This is a genomic window from Streptomyces sp. YS415, from assembly GCF_023544665.1.
GTDB lineage: Bacteria > Actinomycetota > Actinomycetes > Streptomycetales > Streptomycetaceae > Streptomyces.
The window spans coordinates 45,360-65,655 of the sequence record NZ_JAMJFL010000002.1; the positions used below are offsets into that span (position 1 = coordinate 45,360).

General features: G+C 70.2%; 23 protein-coding genes. 16 read left to right on the top strand and 7 right to left on the bottom strand.

Annotated features, from left to right (window positions below):
• Positions 1 to 23: 23 nt before the first annotated feature.
• Positions 24 to 629, top strand: a complete 606-nt coding sequence (locus tag M8H82_RS03135; protein ID WP_250071130.1) for a sigma-70 family RNA polymerase sigma factor — start codon at positions 24 to 26, stop codon at positions 627 to 629.
• 56 nt (positions 630 to 685) lie between these two features.
• On the opposite strand, the gene M8H82_RS03140 is transcribed toward M8H82_RS03135, so the two are convergent.
• From M8H82_RS03140 to M8H82_RS03155, 4 genes are all read right to left on the bottom strand, one after another.
• On the bottom strand, positions 686 to 1,525 hold the full coding sequence (locus M8H82_RS03140; RefSeq protein WP_250070801.1) for a YhjD/YihY/BrkB family envelope integrity protein: 840 nt from the start codon (positions 1,523 to 1,525) through the stop codon (positions 686 to 688).
• A 121-nt stretch (positions 1,526 to 1,646) separates the two neighbouring features.
• The gene (locus M8H82_RS03145; protein ID WP_250070802.1) at positions 1,647 to 1,994 is read right to left on the bottom strand and encodes a hypothetical protein; all 348 of its coding nucleotides are present in this window, start codon (positions 1,992 to 1,994) and stop codon (positions 1,647 to 1,649) included.
• 39 nt (positions 1,995 to 2,033) lie between these two features.
• On the bottom strand, positions 2,034 to 2,522 hold the full coding sequence (locus tag M8H82_RS03150; protein WP_250070803.1) for a hypothetical protein: 489 nt from the start codon (positions 2,520 to 2,522) through the stop codon (positions 2,034 to 2,036).
• 289 nt (positions 2,523 to 2,811) lie between these two features.
• The gene (locus M8H82_RS03155) at positions 2,812 to 3,438 is read right to left on the bottom strand and encodes a hypothetical protein (RefSeq protein ID WP_250070804.1); all 627 of its coding nucleotides are present in this window, start codon (positions 3,436 to 3,438) and stop codon (positions 2,812 to 2,814) included.
• Between the two features lie 283 nt (positions 3,439 to 3,721).
• Here M8H82_RS03155 and hemL point away from each other — a divergent pair, with 283 nt between their 5' ends.
• The 8 genes from hemL (at position 3,722) to M8H82_RS03195 (ending at position 11,712) form a co-directional block, all read left to right on the top strand.
• A complete protein-coding gene (gene hemL, locus M8H82_RS03160; RefSeq protein WP_250070805.1) occupies positions 3,722 to 5,038 on the top strand; it encodes a glutamate-1-semialdehyde 2,1-aminomutase in 1,317 nt (438 codons plus the stop codon).
• Positions 5,035 to 5,715 (top strand): histidine phosphatase family protein, encoded by a 681-nt coding sequence (locus M8H82_RS03165; protein ID WP_250070806.1) that lies wholly within the window; start codon positions 5,035 to 5,037, stop codon positions 5,713 to 5,715. Before hemL ends, M8H82_RS03165 begins: the two co-directional genes overlap by 4 nt.
• A 120-nt stretch (positions 5,716 to 5,835) precedes the next feature.
• The gene (locus M8H82_RS03170; protein WP_250070807.1) at positions 5,836 to 7,074 is read left to right on the top strand and encodes a hypothetical protein; all 1,239 of its coding nucleotides are present in this window, start codon (positions 5,836 to 5,838) and stop codon (positions 7,072 to 7,074) included.
• Positions 7,075 to 7,140: 66 nt separating this feature from the next.
• Positions 7,141 to 7,731 carry a TlpA disulfide reductase family protein gene (locus M8H82_RS03175; RefSeq protein WP_250070808.1) on the top strand — a complete coding sequence of 197 codons (591 nt, stop codon included), beginning with the start codon at positions 7,141 to 7,143 and terminating at the stop codon, positions 7,729 to 7,731.
• Between the two features lies 1 nt (position 7,732).
• The gene (locus tag M8H82_RS03180; RefSeq protein WP_250070809.1) at positions 7,733 to 8,506 is read left to right on the top strand and encodes a cytochrome c biogenesis protein CcdA; all 774 of its coding nucleotides are present in this window, start codon (positions 7,733 to 7,735) and stop codon (positions 8,504 to 8,506) included.
• Between the two features lie 3 nt (positions 8,507 to 8,509).
• Positions 8,510 to 10,198, top strand: a complete 1,689-nt coding sequence (locus M8H82_RS03185) for a cytochrome c biogenesis protein ResB (RefSeq protein ID WP_250070810.1) — start codon at positions 8,510 to 8,512, stop codon at positions 10,196 to 10,198.
• Positions 10,195 to 11,301, top strand: coding sequence for a c-type cytochrome biogenesis protein CcsB (ccsB, locus tag M8H82_RS03190; protein WP_250070811.1), 1,107 nt, complete (start codon positions 10,195 to 10,197; stop codon positions 11,299 to 11,301). Before M8H82_RS03185 ends, ccsB begins: the two co-directional genes overlap by 4 nt.
• A 15-nt stretch (positions 11,302 to 11,316) precedes the next feature.
• Complete coding sequence (locus M8H82_RS03195; RefSeq protein WP_250070812.1) at positions 11,317 to 11,712, top strand: hypothetical protein; 396 nt, start codon at positions 11,317 to 11,319, stop codon at positions 11,710 to 11,712.
• A gap of 24 nt (positions 11,713 to 11,736) precedes the next feature.
• On the opposite strand, the gene M8H82_RS03200 is transcribed toward M8H82_RS03195, so the two are convergent.
• The gene (locus M8H82_RS03200; protein WP_250070813.1) at positions 11,737 to 12,186 is read right to left on the bottom strand and encodes a nucleoside deaminase; all 450 of its coding nucleotides are present in this window, start codon (positions 12,184 to 12,186) and stop codon (positions 11,737 to 11,739) included.
• A 72-nt stretch (positions 12,187 to 12,258) separates the two neighbouring features.
• Here M8H82_RS03200 and M8H82_RS03205 point away from each other — a divergent pair, with 72 nt between their 5' ends.
• Together M8H82_RS03205 and M8H82_RS03210 are read left to right on the top strand one after the other, a co-directional pair.
• Positions 12,259 to 13,113, top strand: coding sequence for a DUF6281 family protein (locus tag M8H82_RS03205; RefSeq protein WP_250070814.1), 855 nt, complete (start codon positions 12,259 to 12,261; stop codon positions 13,111 to 13,113).
• A gap of 82 nt (positions 13,114 to 13,195) precedes the next feature.
• On the top strand, positions 13,196 to 14,149 hold the full coding sequence (locus M8H82_RS03210) for a DMT family transporter (protein WP_250070815.1): 954 nt from the start codon (positions 13,196 to 13,198) through the stop codon (positions 14,147 to 14,149).
• Here M8H82_RS03210 and M8H82_RS03215 read toward each other — a convergent pair.
• Both M8H82_RS03215 and M8H82_RS03220 read right to left on the bottom strand, forming a co-directional pair.
• Entirely contained in the window at positions 14,046 to 14,918 is an 873-nt protein-coding gene (locus M8H82_RS03215; RefSeq protein ID WP_250070816.1) for a LysR family transcriptional regulator, read from the bottom strand. The two genes, M8H82_RS03210 and M8H82_RS03215, sit on opposite strands and share 104 nt — an antisense overlap.
• 1 nt (position 14,919) lies before the next feature.
• Entirely contained in the window at positions 14,920 to 15,228 is a 309-nt protein-coding gene (locus tag M8H82_RS03220) for a PLD nuclease N-terminal domain-containing protein (protein WP_250070817.1), read from the bottom strand.
• An 86-nt stretch (positions 15,229 to 15,314) separates the two neighbouring features.
• Here M8H82_RS03220 and M8H82_RS03225 point away from each other — a divergent pair, with 86 nt between their 5' ends.
• From M8H82_RS03225 to mqnE, 5 genes are all read left to right on the top strand, one after another.
• Positions 15,315 to 16,772 carry a menaquinone biosynthesis decarboxylase gene (locus M8H82_RS03225; RefSeq protein ID WP_250070818.1) on the top strand — a complete coding sequence of 486 codons (1,458 nt, stop codon included), beginning with the start codon at positions 15,315 to 15,317 and terminating at the stop codon, positions 16,770 to 16,772.
• Positions 16,769 to 17,671 carry a menaquinone biosynthesis prenyltransferase MqnP gene (mqnP, locus tag M8H82_RS03230; protein ID WP_250070819.1) on the top strand — a complete coding sequence of 301 codons (903 nt, stop codon included), beginning with the start codon at positions 16,769 to 16,771 and terminating at the stop codon, positions 17,669 to 17,671. The genes M8H82_RS03225 and mqnP overlap by 4 nt, the downstream gene beginning before the upstream one ends.
• A gap of 52 nt (positions 17,672 to 17,723) precedes the next feature.
• Positions 17,724 to 18,371, top strand: a complete 648-nt coding sequence (locus tag M8H82_RS03235; protein WP_250070820.1) for a UbiX family flavin prenyltransferase — start codon at positions 17,724 to 17,726, stop codon at positions 18,369 to 18,371.
• 114 nt (positions 18,372 to 18,485) lie between these two features.
• Positions 18,486 to 18,941, top strand: a complete 456-nt coding sequence (locus M8H82_RS03240; protein ID WP_250070821.1) for an Lrp/AsnC family transcriptional regulator — start codon at positions 18,486 to 18,488, stop codon at positions 18,939 to 18,941.
• 82 nt (positions 18,942 to 19,023) lie between these two features.
• A complete protein-coding gene (gene mqnE, locus M8H82_RS03245; protein ID WP_250070822.1) occupies positions 19,024 to 20,187 on the top strand; it encodes an aminofutalosine synthase MqnE in 1,164 nt (387 codons plus the stop codon).
• Positions 20,188 to 20,296 lie beyond the last annotated feature (109 nt).

Below are 20,296 nucleotides of genomic sequence, written 5' to 3' on the forward strand. Positions count from 1 at the left end.
CCCCGGCGTCCGCGGCGCAGCCGATGGCGTCCGCCCCGCACCCCCCGGCCCCCCGGCCACGTCATCCCGCAGTCGTCAGGTCTGGTGCGCTCGATGAGGTGATAACCGGGTGGGCGCTTGCTGCGCGGGGTGGGGACTCTGTTGCTGTCGAGCGCTTCGTGGGGGCGCTTCAGCGGGATGTGTTGCGGTATGTCGCTCATCTCGGCGCTGATCCACAGGCTGTGGACGACCTCGCGCAGGACACGTTCCTGCGGGCGCTCGGCAGTCTGCACCGGTTCGAGGGGCGTTCCTCGGCCCGGTCCTGGTTGCTGGCCATCGCCCGGCGCGCGGTGATCGACAGTTACCGTCGCGCGTCCGTACGCCCCCGCCTGTGCGACGTACCGGACTGGCAGCTGGCCGTGGAGAACGCGCAGCCGCGAGGCCTGCCCGGCTTCGACGACGGTGTCGCCCTGCTCGATCTGCTGGCCGCGCTGCCCGAGGAGCGTCGGGAGGCGTTCGTGCTCACCCAGGTGCTCGGCCTGCCGTACGAGGAGGCCGCCGAGGTCAGCGACTGCCCGGTCGGCACCGTGCGTTCACGGGTGGCGCGGGCGCGGGCGACGCTGCTGGAGGCCGTGCGCCAGGCGGCGTGAGCCGGGGGAGGGGTGCCGGGTCTCCGGCGCCCCGTTTCCGGACGCCCCCACCCCTGTCATGACCGCGGCCGGCCCTTCGTCAGGTACCGGTTCAGCGGCGGCTCCTCCGCCAGTACCGCTCCGATGGTGACCGAGAACGTGGCCGCGGCGCAGACCACGATCAGCCAGGAGAGCAGGGTGAGGACGAGGCCGAGGGAGCCGTACTCCGCGAGGCTGCGGTTGAGCGCGTTGGGGATGTAGAGGCGGGCCGTCAGGGCCAGGGCGGTGGTGGAGGCCGCCGTCAGGATCGCGCCGGGCAGCAGCGCCAGCCAGTCGACGCGGCCCGCCAGCAGCAGGCGCTGCGTCCACAGCCACACCCCCGTGCTGGTCAGGAAGAGCAGCGGCACGCCCAGCCACAGGCCGACGCCGAAACCGTCGCGGATGGGGCCCTGCAACAGCACGAACAGCACCAGGGCGAGAAGCCACACCACCCACCGCCAGGCCGCGATCCGGGTGCTCGCCCTCGGCAACTGCCAGGCGCGTTCGCAGACGCGGGCCATGACCCGGCTGAAACTGGTCGCGGAGACCAGCGCGACGAGCAGCCCGACGACACCGCCGGTCTCGCGCGCGGTCTCGTCGACCGAGCCTCCGAGGACCTGCTGCAGTTCCAGTTCGGCCCGGCCGCTGAGGCCGAACATCGCGCGCAACGACTCCCCGAGCTGTTCGCGCACGCCGTTCGGAGTGAAGGCGGCGACGGCGAACAGCAGCGGTACGGAGGCCAGGAACGCCTGGGCGGCGAGCCTGGTCCCGGCGTCCAGGAGGTTCGCGGACAACAGGCGGCTGGTCACCTCGGTCAAGACCGGAAAGCGCTCCTCGGCACGGCCGCGCAGACGCTGGATCCGCGCCGTCCACGCCATACCGCCTCCCACAGGTGCGCCGCTCGCCCTCAGTCAAGGCCCCCCGCCCCCGGACGGCGAGCGGGACTGACCCGACGGGGGCAGGGGGTGGGGTGCCGAGGTACTGGGCGTGCCGCGTGGCTCAGCGGGGGTTCTCGTCGGTCGGGGCGCCGAGGCCCTGGGAGTCCGGGCGGGACGCCGTCCGGTGCAGCAGGGGGTCGGGCAGGGCGGTCGCGGTCAGCCGGTCCAGTGCCGCCCGGCGTTCGTGCAGCGGCTGCGCGCGGTCCTCCGGTGTCTCGGCGCCCACCCGGTCGAGCAGGGCACGCAGCCGCCGTACGACCTGGGGGTTGCCGCAGCCGCAGAGCAGCCCAGCAGCGCCCCGGCGGCGACCAGCACCAGCGCGGCGCTGTTGCTGCGGGCGCGCCGGGCACGCTGACTGCCGCTGCCGCGGTGCGGCGGCCGGGCGCGCAGGGGCTCTGTCGCCATTCACCGGTCCAGGGGAGTGGGGGACTTCGAGTGGCCTGGCAGGTCAGTACCGCAGGGCCGTGCCGACCTCCGCCCGCACGCTCCCGGAGAGCTTGTGCGTGCTGCGTGCCGTCCCCTCGCCGGTGGCGCCTGGGGCCACGTCGGAGAGGGTCACCACCACCATGTCGACCAGCTTGCCGTCCTCGGCGCGGAACTCGACGCGGACGGCGAAGGACTTCGGGTCGCCGGAGGTGTTCCGCGCCGTCACCGGGACGGTGGTGCGGCCGTCGCCGTCCGTGTCCGGCTTGCCCAGCGTCACCTGGTCCTTGGCCTCGACGCCCCCCTTGATGGACTCCATCGCCTTTCCGGCCTCCGCGGTGGCCGAGGCGACGGCGTCGGAGCCCCGGGAGGCCAGGGAGGAGGCCGCGGAGGCCGCCCTGCTCGCGGCGTCCGAGCCGGCGCCGTCCCCGCCGTCCGAGCAGCCGCCCACCGCCGCGGCGCACACCGCCGCCAGCACCGCGGCCACCGCGGCCCGTCCCACCTGTCCAGCCATGACGTCTCCTGCCTGTCCGTGATCAGCCGTCATCCCAGTGAAGGGCCGCCGGACAGCGCCCGCATGCCCGGGTGACCTGGGGAGCCGGCGATTCACACCAACAGCCCCATCGGGCGTGGCGCCTCACCCGGACAGCCAGGGCCGCCGGACGAGCACCGAAAGGGAACAGGGGACGGGAAGGGGACACCACACGGCGCAAGGCATCCGGCCGGCACTACGGCAGCGACGTCCTCGACGCCTCACTGCTGCCGATGCCGTCCGACGACGCCCCCGGGAAGAGAAACCCGCCTCAGGGCCACACGAGGCAATACGGCTGATGCCCCGCCTCATGCAGGCGATGGCTGAAGTCCTGCCACTCGTGCAGCAGTTGGTAGACGTTGAACGCGTCCCGCGGACCTCCGCGGTCCGGGACCGTGGACCAGATGAAGGCCGCCGCGCCGACCGCTTCCTCGCCGATGCCGCGCAAGGGGTCGACGACCGTCATGGGGAGCTTCACCACGGCGTAGTCGGGGTGCAGGACGACCAGCTCGAGCGGGGGGACCTTGTGCAGGGGGACGCCCTCGATGCCGGTCAGGACCATCGCGGCCATGGTCTCCGGCTTGATCTTGGTGAACATGCCGTTCATGCCGAGCTCGTCGCCACCGAGTTCCTCGGGGCGCATGGAGATCGGGACGCGGGCCGCGGTCGCGCCGTCCGGCGCGCCGAAGTACTTGTACGTCACCCCCACCCGACCACCATTCCCGCTCGCCTCCCGGAGCCGGTCGACACGTCCGTCGATCCGCTCGGGGTCGGTCTGTCCGCCCTGTGCCTGCCGTGCGTCGGTGGTGTCCTCCGCCTCGCGCCGGTGCCTCCCCCGCCGGGCACGTCGAGGACCGAGGTCATCAGTCCCCTCGCCCAGTCCGCCACCGCGATGCATATCTCCACCCGACTGCTTTTCTAGGACGCGTGGCCCCCGCCGCGCAACCCGATCATCGTGTCAGTGACCTCCCCCACGGCCGCTCGCCGAAACGTGCGCGCTGCAACACCCGTCCGCAGGATCTTGTACCAGCACCCAGTTTCGCAGATCGCCCGGGGGTAGGGGCCGGATGTCCGCTCAGGGAGAGCGGGCCCACAGTCCCGCGCGCCCGCTGGCCTACCCTGAGGAGGTCACTGGCAACCGGAGTCCGAGCAGTCGGAGAAGGTCGGAGAAGTCGCACGACATGAGCTCACTGCCCTATTCATACGATGCGCCTGAGTCGCAGGCTCTGTTCGACCGTGCGGCGGCCGTCACGCCCGGCGGTGTGAACTCCCCGGTGCGCGCCTTCCGTGCCGTGGGCGGAACACCCCGGTTCATGGTGTCCGGCACCGGTCCCTACCTCACCGACGCCGACGGACGCGAGTACGTCGACCTCGTCTGCTCCTGGGGGCCCATGATCCTCGGGCACGCGCACCCCGAGGTCATCGCCGCCGTGCAGGAGGCCGTCGCGCGCGGCACCTCCTTCGGCACGCCAGGTGAGGGCGAGGTCGCGCTCGCCGAGGAGATCGTCGACCGGGTCGGCCCGGTGCAGCAGGTGCGCCTCGTCTCCAGCGGGACCGAGGCCACCATGTCCGCGATCCGGCTGGCCCGCGGGTTCACCCGGCGCTCGAAGGTGATCAAGTTCGCCGGCTGCTACCACGGCCACGTCGACTCCCTCCTCGCCGCCGCCGGCTCCGGCGTCGCCACCTTCGCGCTGCCCGACACCCCGGGTGTCACCGGCGCCCAGGCCGGCGACACCATCGTGCTGCCGTACAACGACCTGGAGGCCGTGCACGAGGCCTTCCACCGGCACCCGGGCGAGATCGCCTGCGTGATCACGGAGGCCTCGCCGGGCAACATGGGCGTCGTACCGCCGGCGCCCGGGTTCAACCAGGGGCTCAAGGACGCCTGCCAGGCCAATGGCGCCCTCTACATCTCCGACGAGGTCATGACCGGCTTCCGCACCAGCCGCGCCGGCTGGTTCGGCGTCGACGGTGTCGTCCCCGACCTGATGACCTTCGGCAAGGTCATGGGCGGCGGCTTCCCGGCGGCGGCCTTCGGCGGACGGGAGGACGTCATGGCGCACCTCGCGCCCGCCGGGCCCGTCTACCAGGCCGGCACCCTCTCCGGGAACCCGGTCGCGACGGCCGCGGGGCTCGCCCAGCTCCGGCTCCTCGACGACGCCGCGTACGAGAAGGTCGACGCCGTCTCGGAGCAGATCCGGACCCTCGTCACCGAGGCGCTCACCAAGGAGGGCGTCGCGCACCGGCTGCAGACCGCCTCCAACATGTTCTCGGTGTTCTTCACGGACCGTCCGGTGCAGAACTACGAGGACGCCAAGAAGCAGGAGTCCTTCCGCTTCACCGCCTTCTTCCACTCGCTGCTCGAGAACGGCGTCTACCTGCCGCCCTCCTCCTTCGAGTCCTGGTTCGTCTCCACGGCCCACGATGAGCGGGCCGTGCAGAAGATCGCCGACGCCCTTCCGGCGGCGGCCCGGGCGGCGGCGGAGGCGCGGGCATGAGCGACTCCGACATCACCGTCGTCCATCTGATGCGGCACGGCGAGGTCGCCAACCCGGACGGCGTCCTCTACGGCCGGCTGCCCGGCTACCGCCTCTCCGAGCTCGGCCGGCAGATGGCCGACCGGGTCGCCGAGCACCTCGCCGCCCGGGACATCACCCATGTCGGCTCCTCCCCGCTGGAGCGGGCGCAGGAGACCGCCACGCCGATCGCCAAGGCGCACGGCCTGGACATCGCCACCGACGAGCGGCTCATCGAGGCCGACAACGTCTTCCAGGGCAAGACCTTCGGCGTCGGCGACGGGGCGCTCAAGCGGCCCGCGAACTGGAAGCACCTCGTCAACCCCTTCAAGCCGTCCTGGGGCGAGTCGTACTTCGAGCAGGTCGTGCGGATGATGGGCGCGCTGGACACCGCCAAGGACCGGGCGCGCGGTCACGAGGCCGTGCTGGTCAGCCATCAGCTGCCGATCTGGATCGTGCGGTCCTACGTGGAGAAGCGCCGCCTGTGGCACGACCCGCGCCGCCGCCAGTGCACGCTGGCGTCCCTGACGACGTTCACGTACCAGGGCGACCGGATCGTCTCGGTCGGCTACAGCGAACCGGCGATCGACCTGGTCCCGCCGCATCTGCGGGCCGGGGCACGGCCGGTGAAGGGCAAGAACAAGGCATTCGGGGCCTGACCGGCTCCCGGTGTGCATTCTTCGCATTTGTTGTGAAACACATGTGATCCGCCGGAACCTCCCCCTCCGTCACGTCCTCTGACCGGGTGACCACCAGAGAACGTGACGAACGGGGATGCCATGCGCACTCTCACCCGCAGGGGAGCACTCGGACTCGGCGCCGCCGGGGCCGCCGCGGTCGGACTCGGCGGGTGCGGGACCTCCACCCCGTCAGAGGGGCGGGCCCCCTCCGGAGGTTCCGCGGATCACCGGCCGGCCGGTTCGGGGCCGAAGCCGTCGGCCCGTCTCATCGGCGACGGCTCCACCTCGTACACCGGCAGGCAGCCGAAGCAGCCCGAGCGGCCGGTGCCGCTGGAGCCCGGCCAGACGCCGCCCCAGTTCGTCGTCTTCTCCTGGGACGGGGCGGGCGAGGTCGGCAACGGGCTCTTCCCGCGCTTCCTCGATCTCGCCGAGGAGCACGGCGCCCGCATGACCTTCTTCCTCTCCGGGCTCTACCTCCTGCCCGAGTCCAGGAAGCGGCTCTACGACCCTCCGAACAACCCGCGCGGCGCCTCCGACATCGGCTACCTCACCGACGCGCACATCAAGGACACCCTGGAGAACGTCCGCCGCGCCTGGCTGGACGGGCACGAGATCGGCACCCACTTCAACGGCCACTTCTGCGCCGGTTCCGGCTCGGTCGGCAACTGGACCCCGCGGCAGTGGCGCAGCGAGATCGACCAGGCGAAGTCCTTCGTGAAGGAGTGGCGCACCAACAGCGGCTGGACCGACCTGCCCCCGCTGCCCTTCGACTGCGACAAGGAACTCGTCGGCGGCCGCACGCCCTGTCTGCTCGGCCAGGAGAACCTGCTGCCCGTCGCCCGCGACCTCGGCTGGCGCTACGACGCCTCCTCGCCCGGCGGCCGTCAGGTCTGGCCCACCAAGAAGCAGGGCATCTGGGACCTGCCGCTCCAGCAGATACCGTTCCCCGGCCGGAGCTTCGAGGTGCTGTCGATGGACTACAACATGCTCGCCAACCAGTCCCTGAACTCCACGAACGCCCCCGCCCACAACTACCCGGCCTGGCGCGAGCAGTCGGCCCAGGCGTACATATCGGGCTTCAAGCGGGCGTACGAGACAAATCGCGCACCCTTCTTCGTCGGCAACCACTTCGAGCAGTGGAACGGCGGCATCTACATGGACGCCGTCGAGGAGGCCCTGAAACACATGGCGCGGGAGAAGGAGAAGGGCGGGGACGTGCGGCTCGTCTCCTTCCGGCAGTTCACGGACTGGCTGGACGTGCAGTCGCCGGAGGTTTTGGACAAGCTCCGCACACTGGACGTCGGCCAGGCACCCGCGGAAGGCTGGAAGCGCTTCTGAAATGCGGGTTTTCACCTGCAAGGGGGGTGCGCAAGATCCCCGGAACGGACATGCGAAACTTTTCACATGAGTGCCGCCAGTCGCGCCCCCCTGACCCTCGCCGGTGCCGTCGTCGCCGCGTCGCTGCTGTCCGCGTGCACGTCCGGAGGCACCTCGGGCGGCGGCGGTGACACGAACTTCATCATGGGCAAGGACGGCATCTCCACCGTGGCGAAGGGCAAGCGCGACGCGGCCCCCGAGCTGTCCGGGAAGACCATCGACGACGAGCAGCTCGCGGTCTCGTCCTTCAAGGGCAAGGTCGTCGTGCTGAACGTGTGGGGCTCCTGGTGTGCCCCCTGCCGCGCCGAGGCCCCCAACTTCCAGAAGGTCTACGAGGACCTCAAGCCGCAGGGCGTGCAGTTCGTCGGCATCAACGTCGCCGACCCCCAGGCCCGCAGCGCCCGCGCCTTCGAGGAGCAGTACGGCGTCACCTACCCCAGCCTGTACGACCCGAGCAGCAAGCTGATGCTCCGCTTCGAGAAGGGCACTCTCAACCCGCAGGCGATCCCCTCCACGCTCGTCCTCGACCGGGACGGGAAGATCGCGGCCCGCTCCCTGGCCGCGCTCAGCGAGGAGAAACTCCGCAAGATGATCGACCCGGTCCTCGCGGAGAAGTGACGTGAGCGCCCTCACGACACTCGCGGCCGCCACCGACCCCAACCAGACGGTCATGAGCGGCGCCCTGCTGCTCGCCCTGCCCATCGCGATGCTCGGCGGCCTCGTCTCCTTCTTCTCCCCCTGCGTCCTGCCGCTCGTCCCCGGTTATCTGTCGTACGTCACCGGAGTCGCCGGCACCGACCTGGCCGAGGCACGCCGGGGGCGGATGGCGGCGGGGGCCGCCCTGTTCGTGCTCGGCTTCACCGCCGTGTTCGTCTCCACCGGCGCCCTGTTCGGCTACTTCGGTGACCACCTCCAAGAGCACAAGGACGTCCTGTCCAAGGTGCTCGGCGTGCTCATGATCGCCATGGGTGTCTTCTTCATGGGCCTGATGCCCTGGATGACCCAGCGCGAGTTCCGCTTCCATAAGCGGCCCACCGCCGGGCTGCTCGGCGCCCCCGTCCTCGGCGCGCTGTTCGGCATTGGCTGGGCGCCATGCATCGGCCCGACCCTGACCTCCGTGATCGCCCTGTCCTACAACGAGGCGAGCGCCGGCCGCGGTGCCATACTGACCGTCGCCTACTGCCTGGGCCTCGGCGTGCCGTTCGTGCTCGCCGCGGTCGCCTTCCGCAAGGCGCTCGGCGCCTTCGGCTGGGTCAAGCGCCACTACGTCTGGGTGATGCGGATCGGCGGGGCGATGATGATCGTCACCGGTCTGCTGCTGCTGACCGGAGCCTGGGACAGCCTCGTACAGGACATGCAGTCCTGGTCCGCTGGATTCACCGTGGGGATCTGACCGATGAGCAACACGACCACCGACCGCGCCGAAGACCAGGACCTCGGCGCCGCCGGCTCCCAGCTCTCGACCGCCCCCAAGGAGGAGCTGTCGAACCTGCCCGCGATGGGGGTCGTCGGCTGGGTCCGCTGGTTCTGGCGCCAGCTGACCTCGATGCGGGTCGCGCTGCTGCTGCTCCTGCTGCTGGCCCTCGGCGCGATCCCGGGCTCTCTGATCCCGCAGACCGGCAGCGACGAGACGAAGGTCGCCGAGTTCCGTGAGCAGCACGAGGTCCTCGCTCCGGTCTACGACAAGCTCGGTCTCTTCCACGTCTACAGCTCGGTGTGGTTCTCGGCGATCTACATCCTGCTGTTCGTCTCGCTCATCGGCTGCATCGTGCCGCGCACCTGGCAGTTCGTGGGCCAGTTGCGCGGCCGGCCGCCGGGCGCCCCGAAGCGGCTGACGCGGCTGCCCGCCTACACCACCTGGCGCACCGAGGCGGAGCCCGAGCAGGTCCGCGAGGCCGCTCTGGCGCTGCTGAAGAAGAACCGCTTCCGCGCGCATCTCGCCGGTGACGCGGTCGCCGCCGAGAAGGGCTATCTGCGCGAGGTCGGCAACCTCCTCTTCCACATCGCGCTGATCGTGATGCTGATCGCCTTCGCCTGGGGCCAGCTGTTCAAGTCCGAGGGCAACAAGCTCCTCGTCGAGGGCCACGGCTTCTCCAACACCCTGATCTCCTACGACGACTTCAAGTCCGGCAATCTCTTCAGCACCGACGACCTGACGCCGTTCAGCTTCACCCTCGGCGACTTCACCGGCACCTACGAGACCTCCGGTCCCAACAAGGGCACTCCGCGCACCTACCAGACCACCCTCACCTACGCCGAGGGCGCCTACGGCAAGGACCGGAAGACGACCGTCAAGGTCAACCATCCGCTGGAGATCGGCGACTCCAAGGTCTACCTCACCGCCCATGGCTACGCGCCCGTCGTCACCGTCCGGGACGGCAAGGGCAAGGTGGTGTTCCGGGACGCCGTGCCGCTGCTGCCGCTGGACTCCAACGTCACCTCCTCCGGCGTGATCAAGGTCCTCGACGGCTACAAGAACGCCGAGGGCGTGACCGAGCAGCTCGGGCTCAAGGCCTTCTTCCTGCCGACCTACACCGCCGGCAGCGAGATCGCCTCCACCTTCCCCGCCCTGATCAACCCGGTGCTGAACCTGGAGCCCTACCACGGCGACCTGGGCGTCAACTCGGGCATCCCGCAGAGCGTGTACCAGCTCGACAAGAAGCACATGAAGGGCTTCAAGGACACCAAGGGCAAGCAGATGCGGGACAACCTGCGGCCCGGGCAGACCATGAAGCTGCCCGACGGCGCCGGCTCGATCACCTACGAGGGCACCAAGGAGTGGGCCAACTTCCAGATCACCCAGCAGCCCGCGAGCGGCTGGGCGCTGGCCGGTTCCCTCGCCGCGATCCTTGGTCTGGCCGCCTCCCTGTTCATCCAGCGCCGCCGGGTGTGGGTGCGGGCGGTCAAGGGCGCCGACGGGGTGACCGTCGTGGAGATGGCCGGGCTCGGCCGCAGCGAGTCCGCCAAGGTGCCCGAGGAGCTCGGCGACCTCGCCGGGATCCTGTACGAACAGGCGGCGCCCAGCGCGCCGGACCCCGAACCCACAACCGACCCCGCTGTACCTGCCGAAGGGGCTGAGAAGTGACTCTCGCCGCCGCAACCAACGAAAGCCTCGCGAGCCTCAGCAACACGCTGATCTACTCCGCGATGGCCGTCTACACCCTGGCGTTCTTCGCGTACATCGCCGAATGGCTCTTCGGCAGCCGCAGCAAGGTCGGCCGCACCGCCGCCGCGCTCACCGCGACGAAGAAGGCCGGCGCTCCGGCGGTCACGGTGCAGAAGGCCGGCGGCACCACCGTGCTGGAGCGGCCGAAGGTCGTCGTCCGGGCCGCGAGCGGCACCCGCGACGTGCCCGACGGTCCGGGCGCGCACGGCGGGGACGAGCAGGGCGACCTCTACGGCCGTATCGCCGTCTCGCTCACGGTGCTCGCCTTCCTCATCGAGTTCGGTGGTGTGCTCGCCCGGGCCCTGTCGGTGCAGCGGGCGCCGTGGGGCAACATGTACGAGTTCAACATCACCTTCTCCACGGTCGCCGTCGGTGTGTACCTGACGCTGCTGGCGCTGAAGAAGAACGTGCGCTGGCTCGGGCTGTTCCTGATCACCACGGTCCTCCTCGATCTCGGTCTCGCCGTCACTGTCTTGTACACCGACAGCGACCAGTTGGTTCCCGCGCTGCACTCGTACTGGCTGTACATCCACGTCTCCACGGCGATCTTCTGCGGTGCGGTGTTCTACGTGGGTGCGCTCTCCTCGCTGCTGTACCTGTTCAAGGACAGCTACGAGAACAAGCTGGCGGGCGGCGGCACCCCGGGCCGGTTCGCGAACTCCGTGCTGGACCGGCTGCCCGCCTCGTCGTCCCTGGACAAGTTCTCCTACCGCGTGAACGCCGCCGTCTTCCCGCTGTGGACGTTCACGATCATCGCGGGCGCGATCTGGGCGGGCGACGCCTGGGGCCGCTACTGGGGCTGGGACCCCAAGGAGACCTGGTCGTTCATCACCTGGGTCGCCTACGCCTGCTACCTGCACGCCCGTGCCACGGCCGGCTGGAAGGGCCGCAAGGCCGCCTGGCTGGCCCTGGTCGCCTTCGGCTGCTGGCTGTTCAACTACTACGGCGTCAACATCTTCGTCTCCGGCAAGCACTCCTACGCCGACGTGGGCCTGGGCGCGCTGCAGTCCGTGGGGTTCTGAACCTACGCTGGAGTCATGACCGGACCCATCGAACAGGGCACCAGCCGGGCCGACGGGAGCACGCACGTCCTGCACTTCCTGGTGCGGCTCCCGAGACGTATGGAAGCGGTCTGGCCGGCGCTGGCGACCCCGGAGGGGCTGGCCGGCTGGTTCACCGACGTCGACGTCCTCGAACCCCGGCTCGGCGGGATCGTCGCCCTGCGCGGGCTGGGCGCGGGAGAGGTCACCGCCTGGGACGTGGACCGGGTCGCCGAGTACACCGTGGAGGGCGGCGGCCGTATCCGCTTCCACCTGGAGCGCGACGGCGAGGAGGCGAGCGCCCTCCGCTTCACCCACGAGCACCAGGGCGAAACGGAGTCGGAGGACCGCTGGCGCACCCGATTCGAACGCCTGATCGAGTTGCTGCGGTAGGCCCCGGACCGCGGGAGCCAGGTGTCACTCCCTGATGTCCTCGTGCCACAGCTCAGGCCGCTCCCGGATGAAGTCGCGCATCATCCCGACGCACTCGGGGTCGTCCAGCAGCACGATCTCCACGCCGTGCCCGGCCAGCCAGTCGTGCCCGCCGTGAAAGGTGACGGCCTCCCCGATGACGACCCGCTGGATCCCGAACTGCCGGACGAGCCCGGAGCAGTACCAGCAGGGCGACAGGGTCGTCACCATGGTCGTCCCGCGATACGACCGCTGCCGTCCCGCGTTCCGGAACGCGGCCGTCTCAGCGTGGGTCGACGGGTCGTCGTCCTGGACGCGCCGGTTGCGGCCGCGGCCGAGCAGGGTGCCGTCGGCACCGTAGAGCGCCGCGCCGATCGGGATGCCGCCCTCGGCGAGCCCGGCGCGGGCCTCCTCGACGGCGGTGGTGAGCCAGGTGCGTGCCTGTGCCTGATCCATGTCTCCACTCTGGCCGAACGAAACCGGTGCCTGCCACGTCGGAGTCACAGGCAGCGGGAAGAGGGGGCGTCCATGAGGGCGGTAGTGGTGATGGCCGGGATGACGGTCGTGGCGCTGAGTGCGGTCGGCTGCGCCGAGGCGGGCGGGGGCGGGGCAGCGGACGCGCTCTGCGCGTACCGCGTCGATTACGACGACCGTCAGTACGGGGACGTGTCCAACATCGACTTCCAGCGGGGCGGGAAGCTGGGCACGGCGGTAGAGCCCCCCTGTGACGACACCCCGAGCGACGGCGACGACGGCTCGCCCGCGCGTGAGGTGACGGCGTACCGGGTCAAGGGCCTGGACCCCGAGGTGGCCATCGCGGTGGGGGACGGCCCGGACGACCTCCTCCTGGTCGCCGTCCGCCGGAACGGCGAACTGCCCCGCGAAGTCGAGAAGTTGCGGCAGGCGGCGACGGACGAGTGCGTCGGCACCCGCCCCGCCCCCACCGCGTCCGGCACCGACGACAACCCGGACGACACCCCCCTCTATCGCACCCTCGCCCACATCGACCGACTCGCCGCGAAGCGGTACGCGGGGTCCTTCACCGGGCTCTCCGTCGACCAGGACGACACCGCGGCCGACCTCTACCGCATCCCCTCCGCCGCCTTCGACAAGGCCGTCTGCGACGCCGCCGAGCAGGGCATCACCGTCCGGATCCACGACACCGACGTCGACCGCGAGGATCTCGACGCCCTGGCCGCGCGGATCAGCGAGGACATGAGCCGCTGGGACGGCACCTTCGAGCTCCGCGAGGTCGCGGTCGACGAGCGCGGCTGGGTCCATGTCGGGGTCGACGAGCCCGGCACCGCCGAGCCCTTGATCAAGGACGCCTTCGGCACGGAGTACATCAAGGTCGTGCACGTCGGACAGGCTGAAGCCAACTGATCGGCACCCCCGATGGGCCCATCGGCAGGACGCCCCAGCAGCCCGTGGACCTGCGCCGACACCGGCTCGTAGCGTCACCGTCATGACCTCACAGAGCAAGGGCTCGGTTCAACTGGCGGCGGCGATGGTGCTCTCCGGCACCCTCGGTGTCTTCGTCGTCGAGTCGGGCGCCTCACCCTTCAACGTCGTCTTCTTCCGCGTCCTGTTCGGCGCCCTCGCCCTCGGCGGCTACATCCTCGCCCGCGGCTGGTTCCGCGAGCGCGGCCTCGGCTTCACGCCCCGCACCCTCGGACTCGCCGTCCTCGGCGGCGTGTTCATCGTCTTCAACTGGGTCCTGCTCTTCGAGTCGTACGAGAACACGTCCATCTCGGTCGCCACGGTCGTCTACCACACCCAGCCGTTCTACGTCGTCCTGCTCGGCGCCCTCCTCTTCCGCGAGCGGATCACCGCCGCCAAGGCGGGCTGGATCGGCGTCGCCTTCGCGGGCCTGATCCTCGTCTCCGGCATCCGGCCCGGCGATCTGTCCGCCTCGGGCGACTACGTCATCGGCCTCGGCCAGGCCCTCCTCGCCGCGCTCCTCTACGGCCTGTCCACCGTCGTCACCAAGCGCATCACCGGCGTCCGCCCGCACCTGATCGCCCTGGTCCAGGTCCTCGTCGGCATCCCCCTGCTCCTCCCCTTCGCCGACTTCGGCGCGATGGCCGGCACGGGCGCGGACTGGGGCTGGCTGGTCGGGCTCGGCGTCATCCACACCGGACTGATGTACGTCCTGATGTACGCCGCCTACGCCCAGCTCCCCACCCCGAAGATCGCCGTCCTCGCCTTCGTCTACCCGGCGGTCGCGATGGTCGTCGACTGGGCGGTGTACGGCCACCACATCGGCCTGGTCCAGGCGCTCGGCGTCCCGCTGATCGTGACGGCGAGCCTGAAGGTCACCCTTGCTCGGCGATCAGCTTCCGCGCCTGCTCCAGGAACAGCCGGGCGTGCGCCGGAAGCCGCTTCCCGGCCCGCCACGCCAGTTGCGTCCGAAGCGTGAACGGCGGCTCCCACGGCAGCCGTACCAGCGACCCCTCCGCGAGTTCGGCGGCGACCGTCACCTCGGGCAGCAACGCGAGCCCGAGACCGGCCGCCGCCGCGCGCTTGGTCGCCTCGATGGTGCCGAACTCCATGAACTCCACATCCGGGGAAAGCGACTTGAGCTCCCGCTCGAACAAGTCCCGGTAGGCACAGCCGGGTTCCGTGGCGAGCAGCGGATGCCGCAGCAGATCGGCCGTCCCCGGGACCTCCACCGCGGCGCCCGCCACCAGCGCCAGCGGCTCGACCGCCAGCACCTCGCTCTCCAGGCCGGGATGCTCCGTCTCCGCCTCCATCAGGAAGCCGACGTCGTACGTCCCTTGCCGCAGCGCCTGCCGCGTCTCGTCGCCGATCGTGGTGCGCAGCGCGAGCCGCACCTTCGGATAGCGGTGGTGGAACAGTTCCAGCAGCGGGGGCAGCCGGTAGGAGGTCAGCGACTCCATGGTGCCGACGACCAGCGACCCCGTCGGCTCCTCCGCCGCCGTCACCGCGGCCCGCGCCTCCGCGCTCAGCTCGATGATCTGCCGGGCGTAGGGCAGCAGCCGCTCACCCGCCTCCGTCAGCCGGATCCGACCGCCGAGCCGGTCGAACAGCTCGGTGCCGAGGGAGGATTCCAGGGCCCGGATCTGGCTGGTCACACTGGACTGGGCGTACGCCAGCTCGGCTGCCGCCCGGGTGAAGCTCAGGACGGTCGCGACCTTCTCGAAGGTGACGAGGAGCCGCAGCTCCATGTCAGGGCTCGTCCCGCTTCTTCTTGTCGTCGTCCTCGTCGAGGGACTTCAGGAACTCCGGGTTGTCGTCGGGCGCCACCCACTGCCGGGAGCGGCCCGCGCGCACCCCCGACCAGCCTTCGGCGGCCGGGCTGCGCTTCTTGCCCGCGATCAGCCACGAGATCGAGCCGACCAGCGGGAACAGCAGCACGAGGATCGCCCACAGCGGCTTGGGGATGTGCCGGATGTCCTCGTCCCTGGTGCTGATGCAGTCGATGAAGGCGTAGATGCTCAGCGCCAGCGGTACCAGGAACATCAGCACCCGGAGCATGGGGCCCTCCAGCGATCGGTGGTCGGGGACGCGATCAGGGCCCCCAGGTACAGGGCCAGGGTAGCGGCTCGGGGATACTTGTCCCCATGGCTTACGACGATCTTCGTTCCCTGCTCAGGGCACTGGAACGCGAAGGCGACCTCAAGCGCGTCAAGGCTGAGGTCGATCCGTATCTGGAGGTCGGGGAGATCGTCGACCGGGTGCAGAAGGCAGGCGGCCCGGCACTGCTCTTCGAGAACGTGAAGGGCTCCTCGATGCCCCTCGCGATGAACGTCTTCGGCACCGACCGCCGCCTGCTGAAGGCGCTCGGCCTGAAGTCCTACGCCGAGATCAGCGAGAAGATCGGCGGGCTGCTCAGGCCCGAGCTGCCGCACGGGTTCGTGGGCGTACGGGAGGCCTTCGGCAAGCTCGGCGCGATGGCCCATGTACCGCCGAAGAAGGTCAAGTCCTCCGACGCGCCGGTGCAGGAGGTCGTGCTGCACGGGGACGACGTCGACCTGGACGCCCTGCCCGCCCTGTTCACCTGGCCCAAGGACGGCGGCTCCTTCTTCAACCTGGGGCTGACCCACACCAAGGACCCGGAGTCCGGGGTCCGCAACCTCGGGCTGTACCGGCTCCAGCGCCACGACAGGCGCACCATCGGCATGCACTGGCAGATCCACAAGGACAGCCGCAACCACTACCAGGTCGCCGCGCGCCGGGGCGAGCGGCTGCCGGTCGCGATCGCCTTCGGCTGCCCCCCGGCCGTCAGCTACGCGTCCACCGCCCCGCTCCCCGGCGACATCGACGAGTACCTCTTCGCCGGGTTCCTCGCGGGCAAGCGGATCGAGATGGTCGACTGCAAGACCGTCCCGCTCCAGGTCCCGGCGCAGGCGGAGGTGGTGATCGAGGGCTGGCTGGAGCCGGGTGAGATGCTCCCCGAGGGCCCCTTCGGCGACCACACCGGGTTCTACACCCCGCAGGAACCGTTCCCCGCCCTGAAGATCGACTGCGTGACCATGCGCAAGCGCCCGCTGCTCCAGTCGATCGTCGTGGGCCGCCCGCCGACGGAGGACGGACCTCTGGGCCGGGCGACCGAGCGCTTCTTCCTGCCCCTGCTCAAGATCATCGTCCCGGACATCGTGGACTACCACCTGCCCGAGGCCGGCGGCTTCCACAACTGCGCGATCGTCTCGATCGACAAGAAGTACCCCAAGCACGCGCAGAAGGTGATGCACGCGATCTGGGGCGCCCACATGATGTCCCTGACGAAGCTGATCGTGGTCGTCGACTCCGACTGCGACGTCCACGATCTGCACGAGGTCGCCTGGCGGGCGCTGGGCAACACCGACTACGCCCGTGACCTGTCGGTCGTCGAGGGTCCCGTCGACCATCTCGACCACGCCTCCTACCAGCAGTTCTGGGGCGGCAAGGCGGGCATCGACGCGACGAAGAAGTGGCCCGAGGAGGGCTACACCCGCGACGGGGGCTGGCCGGACATGGTGGAGTCGGACCCCGAGACGGCGGCGAAGGTGGACCGCCGGTGGAAGGAATACGGACTGTGACCTCCGCGTCTGCCGCGCTTCCCCAGCCGGGCCGCACCAAGGCGTTCCTGCGCCTGGTCATGATCGAGCACTCGGTCTTCGCGCTGCCCTTCGCCTACATCGCCGCCCTGACCGCGATGTTCCAGTGGGACGAGAACATCCACTGGGGCCGGCTGCTGCTGGTCACCGTCTGCATGGTCGGACTGCGCACCTTCGCCATGGCCGTGAACCGGATCATCGACCGCGAGATCGACGCCCGCAACCCCCGCACCGCGCACCGCGAGCTGGTGACCGGCGCGGTGTCGGTGAAGCACGCCTGGACCGGCGCGCTGATCGCGGTGGTGATCTTCCTGGGCTCGGCGGCGGCACTGAACCCCCTGTGCCTGGCCCTCGCGCCGGTCGCGGTGATCCCGATGGTGGTCTACCCCTACGGCAAGCGGTTCACGGACTACCCGCAGGTCATCCTGGGTCTGGCCCAGGCGATGGGCCCGATCGGCGGCTGGCTGGCGATCACCGGCGAATGGTCCTGGGAGGCGGTGATCCTGGGCCTCGCGGTCGGCATCTGGATCGGCGGCTTCGACCTGATCTACGCCTGCCAGGACGTGGAGTCGGACCGCGAGACCGGCGTCCGGTCGGTCCCGGCCCGCTTCGGCGTCCCGGCGTCCATCCGGGCCGCCCGGGTCTGCCACGCCCTCACCACGCTGCTGCTCGTCTGGTACGCGCTGGCCACGGACGCGGGCGCGTTCTTCTGGCTGGGCCTGCTGATCGTGGCGGGCGCCTTCGTCTACGAGCACACCATCGTCCGCCCGACCGATCTCTCCCGGTTGAACAGGGCGTTCTTCAGCGTCAACGGCTTCATCGGCATCGCCCTGTTCGGCTGCGCGCTGCTGGACCTCCTGGTGCGGGGGCTGACCGTCTGACCGTCCCGTACACCGGTACGCTCAAGATGTGAACGCAGGAGAAACGCAGCGCGTGCCTTGGATCGTGGGGGTGTCCGGAGCATCCGGGACGCCGTACGCGGCTGCTGTGCTGCGTGCTCTCCTCGTGGCGGGGGAGAGCGTCGACCTGGTGGTGAGCAGGGCCTCGCGGCTCACGCTGCTCGACGAGACCGGGATCTCCTACCGGGACGCGCACTGGCAGGACGACCTGCGCGCCTGGCTGTCCCGGGGGGCGGACGGCAAGCCGGGCACCTTCGACCCGGACATCGCGGGGGTACGGCACTGGAGTGCCGGGGACCTCGCGGCCGGGCCGTCCTCCGGCTCGTACCCCACCAAGGGCATGCTCATCGTGCCGGCGTCCACCGCCGCGGTCGCGGGCGTCGCGCTCGGGCTGTCCAAGGACCTGCTGCAGCGGACCGCGAGCGTCACGCTGAAGGAAGGCCGCAAGCTGGTCGTCGCCGTACGGGAGACCCCCTTGAACGGGCAGACGCTGCGGCACCTGGTCACCCTCGACGACGCGGGCGCCAGCGTCGTGCCCGCCTCGCCGGCCTTCTACGCCGGGGCCACCCACATCCAGGACCTGGTGGACTTCGTCGCCGGACGGGTGCTCGACGCGGCGGGCGTGGAGCACCGCCTCTACCGCCGCTGGAAGGGCGACCTCGGCGGCGCGCGCACCGACTGAGCAGCACAGCAGGACTCATCGACCGTTTCAGACCTCTCAGACCTGTCAGACCTCTCAGACCTCTCAGACCTCTTCAGATCTTTCGGACCATTTCAGCGGAAGGCTTCGAATCGCATGGACGCGGTGGACAGGCAGCTCATCCAGGCCCTGCGGGAGAACGGCCGGGCCTCCTACGCGGAGCTTGGGCGCCTCGTCGGCCTGTCGGGACCCAGTGTCACCGACCGCATCAACCGGCTGGAGGCGGCCGGGGTGATCACCGGCTACCGCGCCACGGTCGACGCCGCCTCCCTCGGCCTCGGTGTCACCGCCCTGATCGGCATCTCGCTCTCCGACGCGGCCGACCATGAGGACGTGGCCCGGCGCATGAAGGACCTCTCGGAGATCGAGGACTGCTGGTTCATCGCCGGCGACGACTCGTACATGCTCAAGGTGCGGGCGAACGACGTGGACGGCCTGGAGAAGATCATCCGGCGGCTCAGCGGGACGAAGGGCGTCTCCCGGACCCGTACCACCATCGTGCTCTCCACGAAGTGGGAGAACCGGGTGGGTGAGTTGCCCGAAGAGGTGTAGGCCCGCAGGGCCCTATGGGGGTACCGCCCGCCCGAAGGGTGGGGAGTAGGTTGGTCATGTCGGTCTAGGAGAGGGTGTACGCATGGACGTCGGGCTCAAGCGCGAGCTGGAGGAGAAGGTCCGCTCCGGTGAGCGGCTGACCCGCGAGGACGGCATCGCGCTGTACGAGTCGGACGATCTCGCCTGGCTCGGCGGTCTCGCCCACGAGGTGCGGACCCGCAAGAACGGCGACGTGGTCCACTTCAACGTCAACCGCCACCTCAACATGACCAACGTGTGCACGGCGTCCTGCGCCTACTGCTCCTTCCAGCGCAAGCCGGGGGAGAAGGACGCGTACACGATGCGCATCGAGGAGGCGGTGAAGCTCGCGAAGGCGATGGAGTCGGAGAACCTGACCGAGCTCCACATCGTCAACGGCCTGCACCCCAACCTGCCGTGGCGCTACTACCCGCGCTCGCTGCGGGAGCTGAAGGCGGCGCTGCCGAACGTCTCGCTGAAGGCGTTCACGGCCACCGAGATCCACCACTTCGAGACGATCTCCGGGCTGTCGGCCTCGGAGATCCTCGACGAGCTGATCGACGCGGGTCTGGAGTCCCTGACCGGCGGCGGGGCGGAGATCTTCGACTGGGAGGTCCGCCAGCACATCGTGGACCACCGCACGCACTGGGAGGACTGGTCCCGCATCCACCGCCTGGCGCACGAGAAGGGTCTGAAGACCCCGAGCACCATGCTGTACGGCCACATCGAGGAGCCGCGGCACCGGGTGGACCATGTGCTGCGGCTGCGCGAGCTGCAGGACGAGACCGGCGGCTTCCAGGTCTTCATCCCGCTGCGCTACCAGCACGACTTCGTGGACATGCAGGACGGCAAGGTCCGCAACCGCCTCCAGGCGCGCACGCAGATGGCGACCGGCGCGGAGGCGCTGAAGACGTTCGCGGTGTCGCGGCTGCTGTTCGACAACGTGCCGCACGTCAAGGTCTTCTGGGTCATGCACGGCGTCCAGACGGCGCAGCTGGCGCTGCAGCACGGGGCGGACGACATGGACGGGTCGGTGGTCGAGTACAAGATCACCCACGACGCGGACAACTACGGCACGCCGAACAAGCTCACGCGTGAGGATCTGCTGGACCTGATCCGGGACGCGGGCTTCCGCCCGGTGGAGCGGAACACGCGCTACGAGGTGCTTCGCGAGTACGACGGTCCTGACCCGGCGCGCAGGGAGTCCCCGCAGCCGATGCGGGTGTGAGGGCGCGGCTTTGGTCTGCGGGTGCGCGGGGCCTGATCGCGCAGTTCCCCGCGCCCCTGTTTTTGTCTGCGGGTGTGTGGGGGCTGGGCGCGCAGTTCCCCGCGTCCCT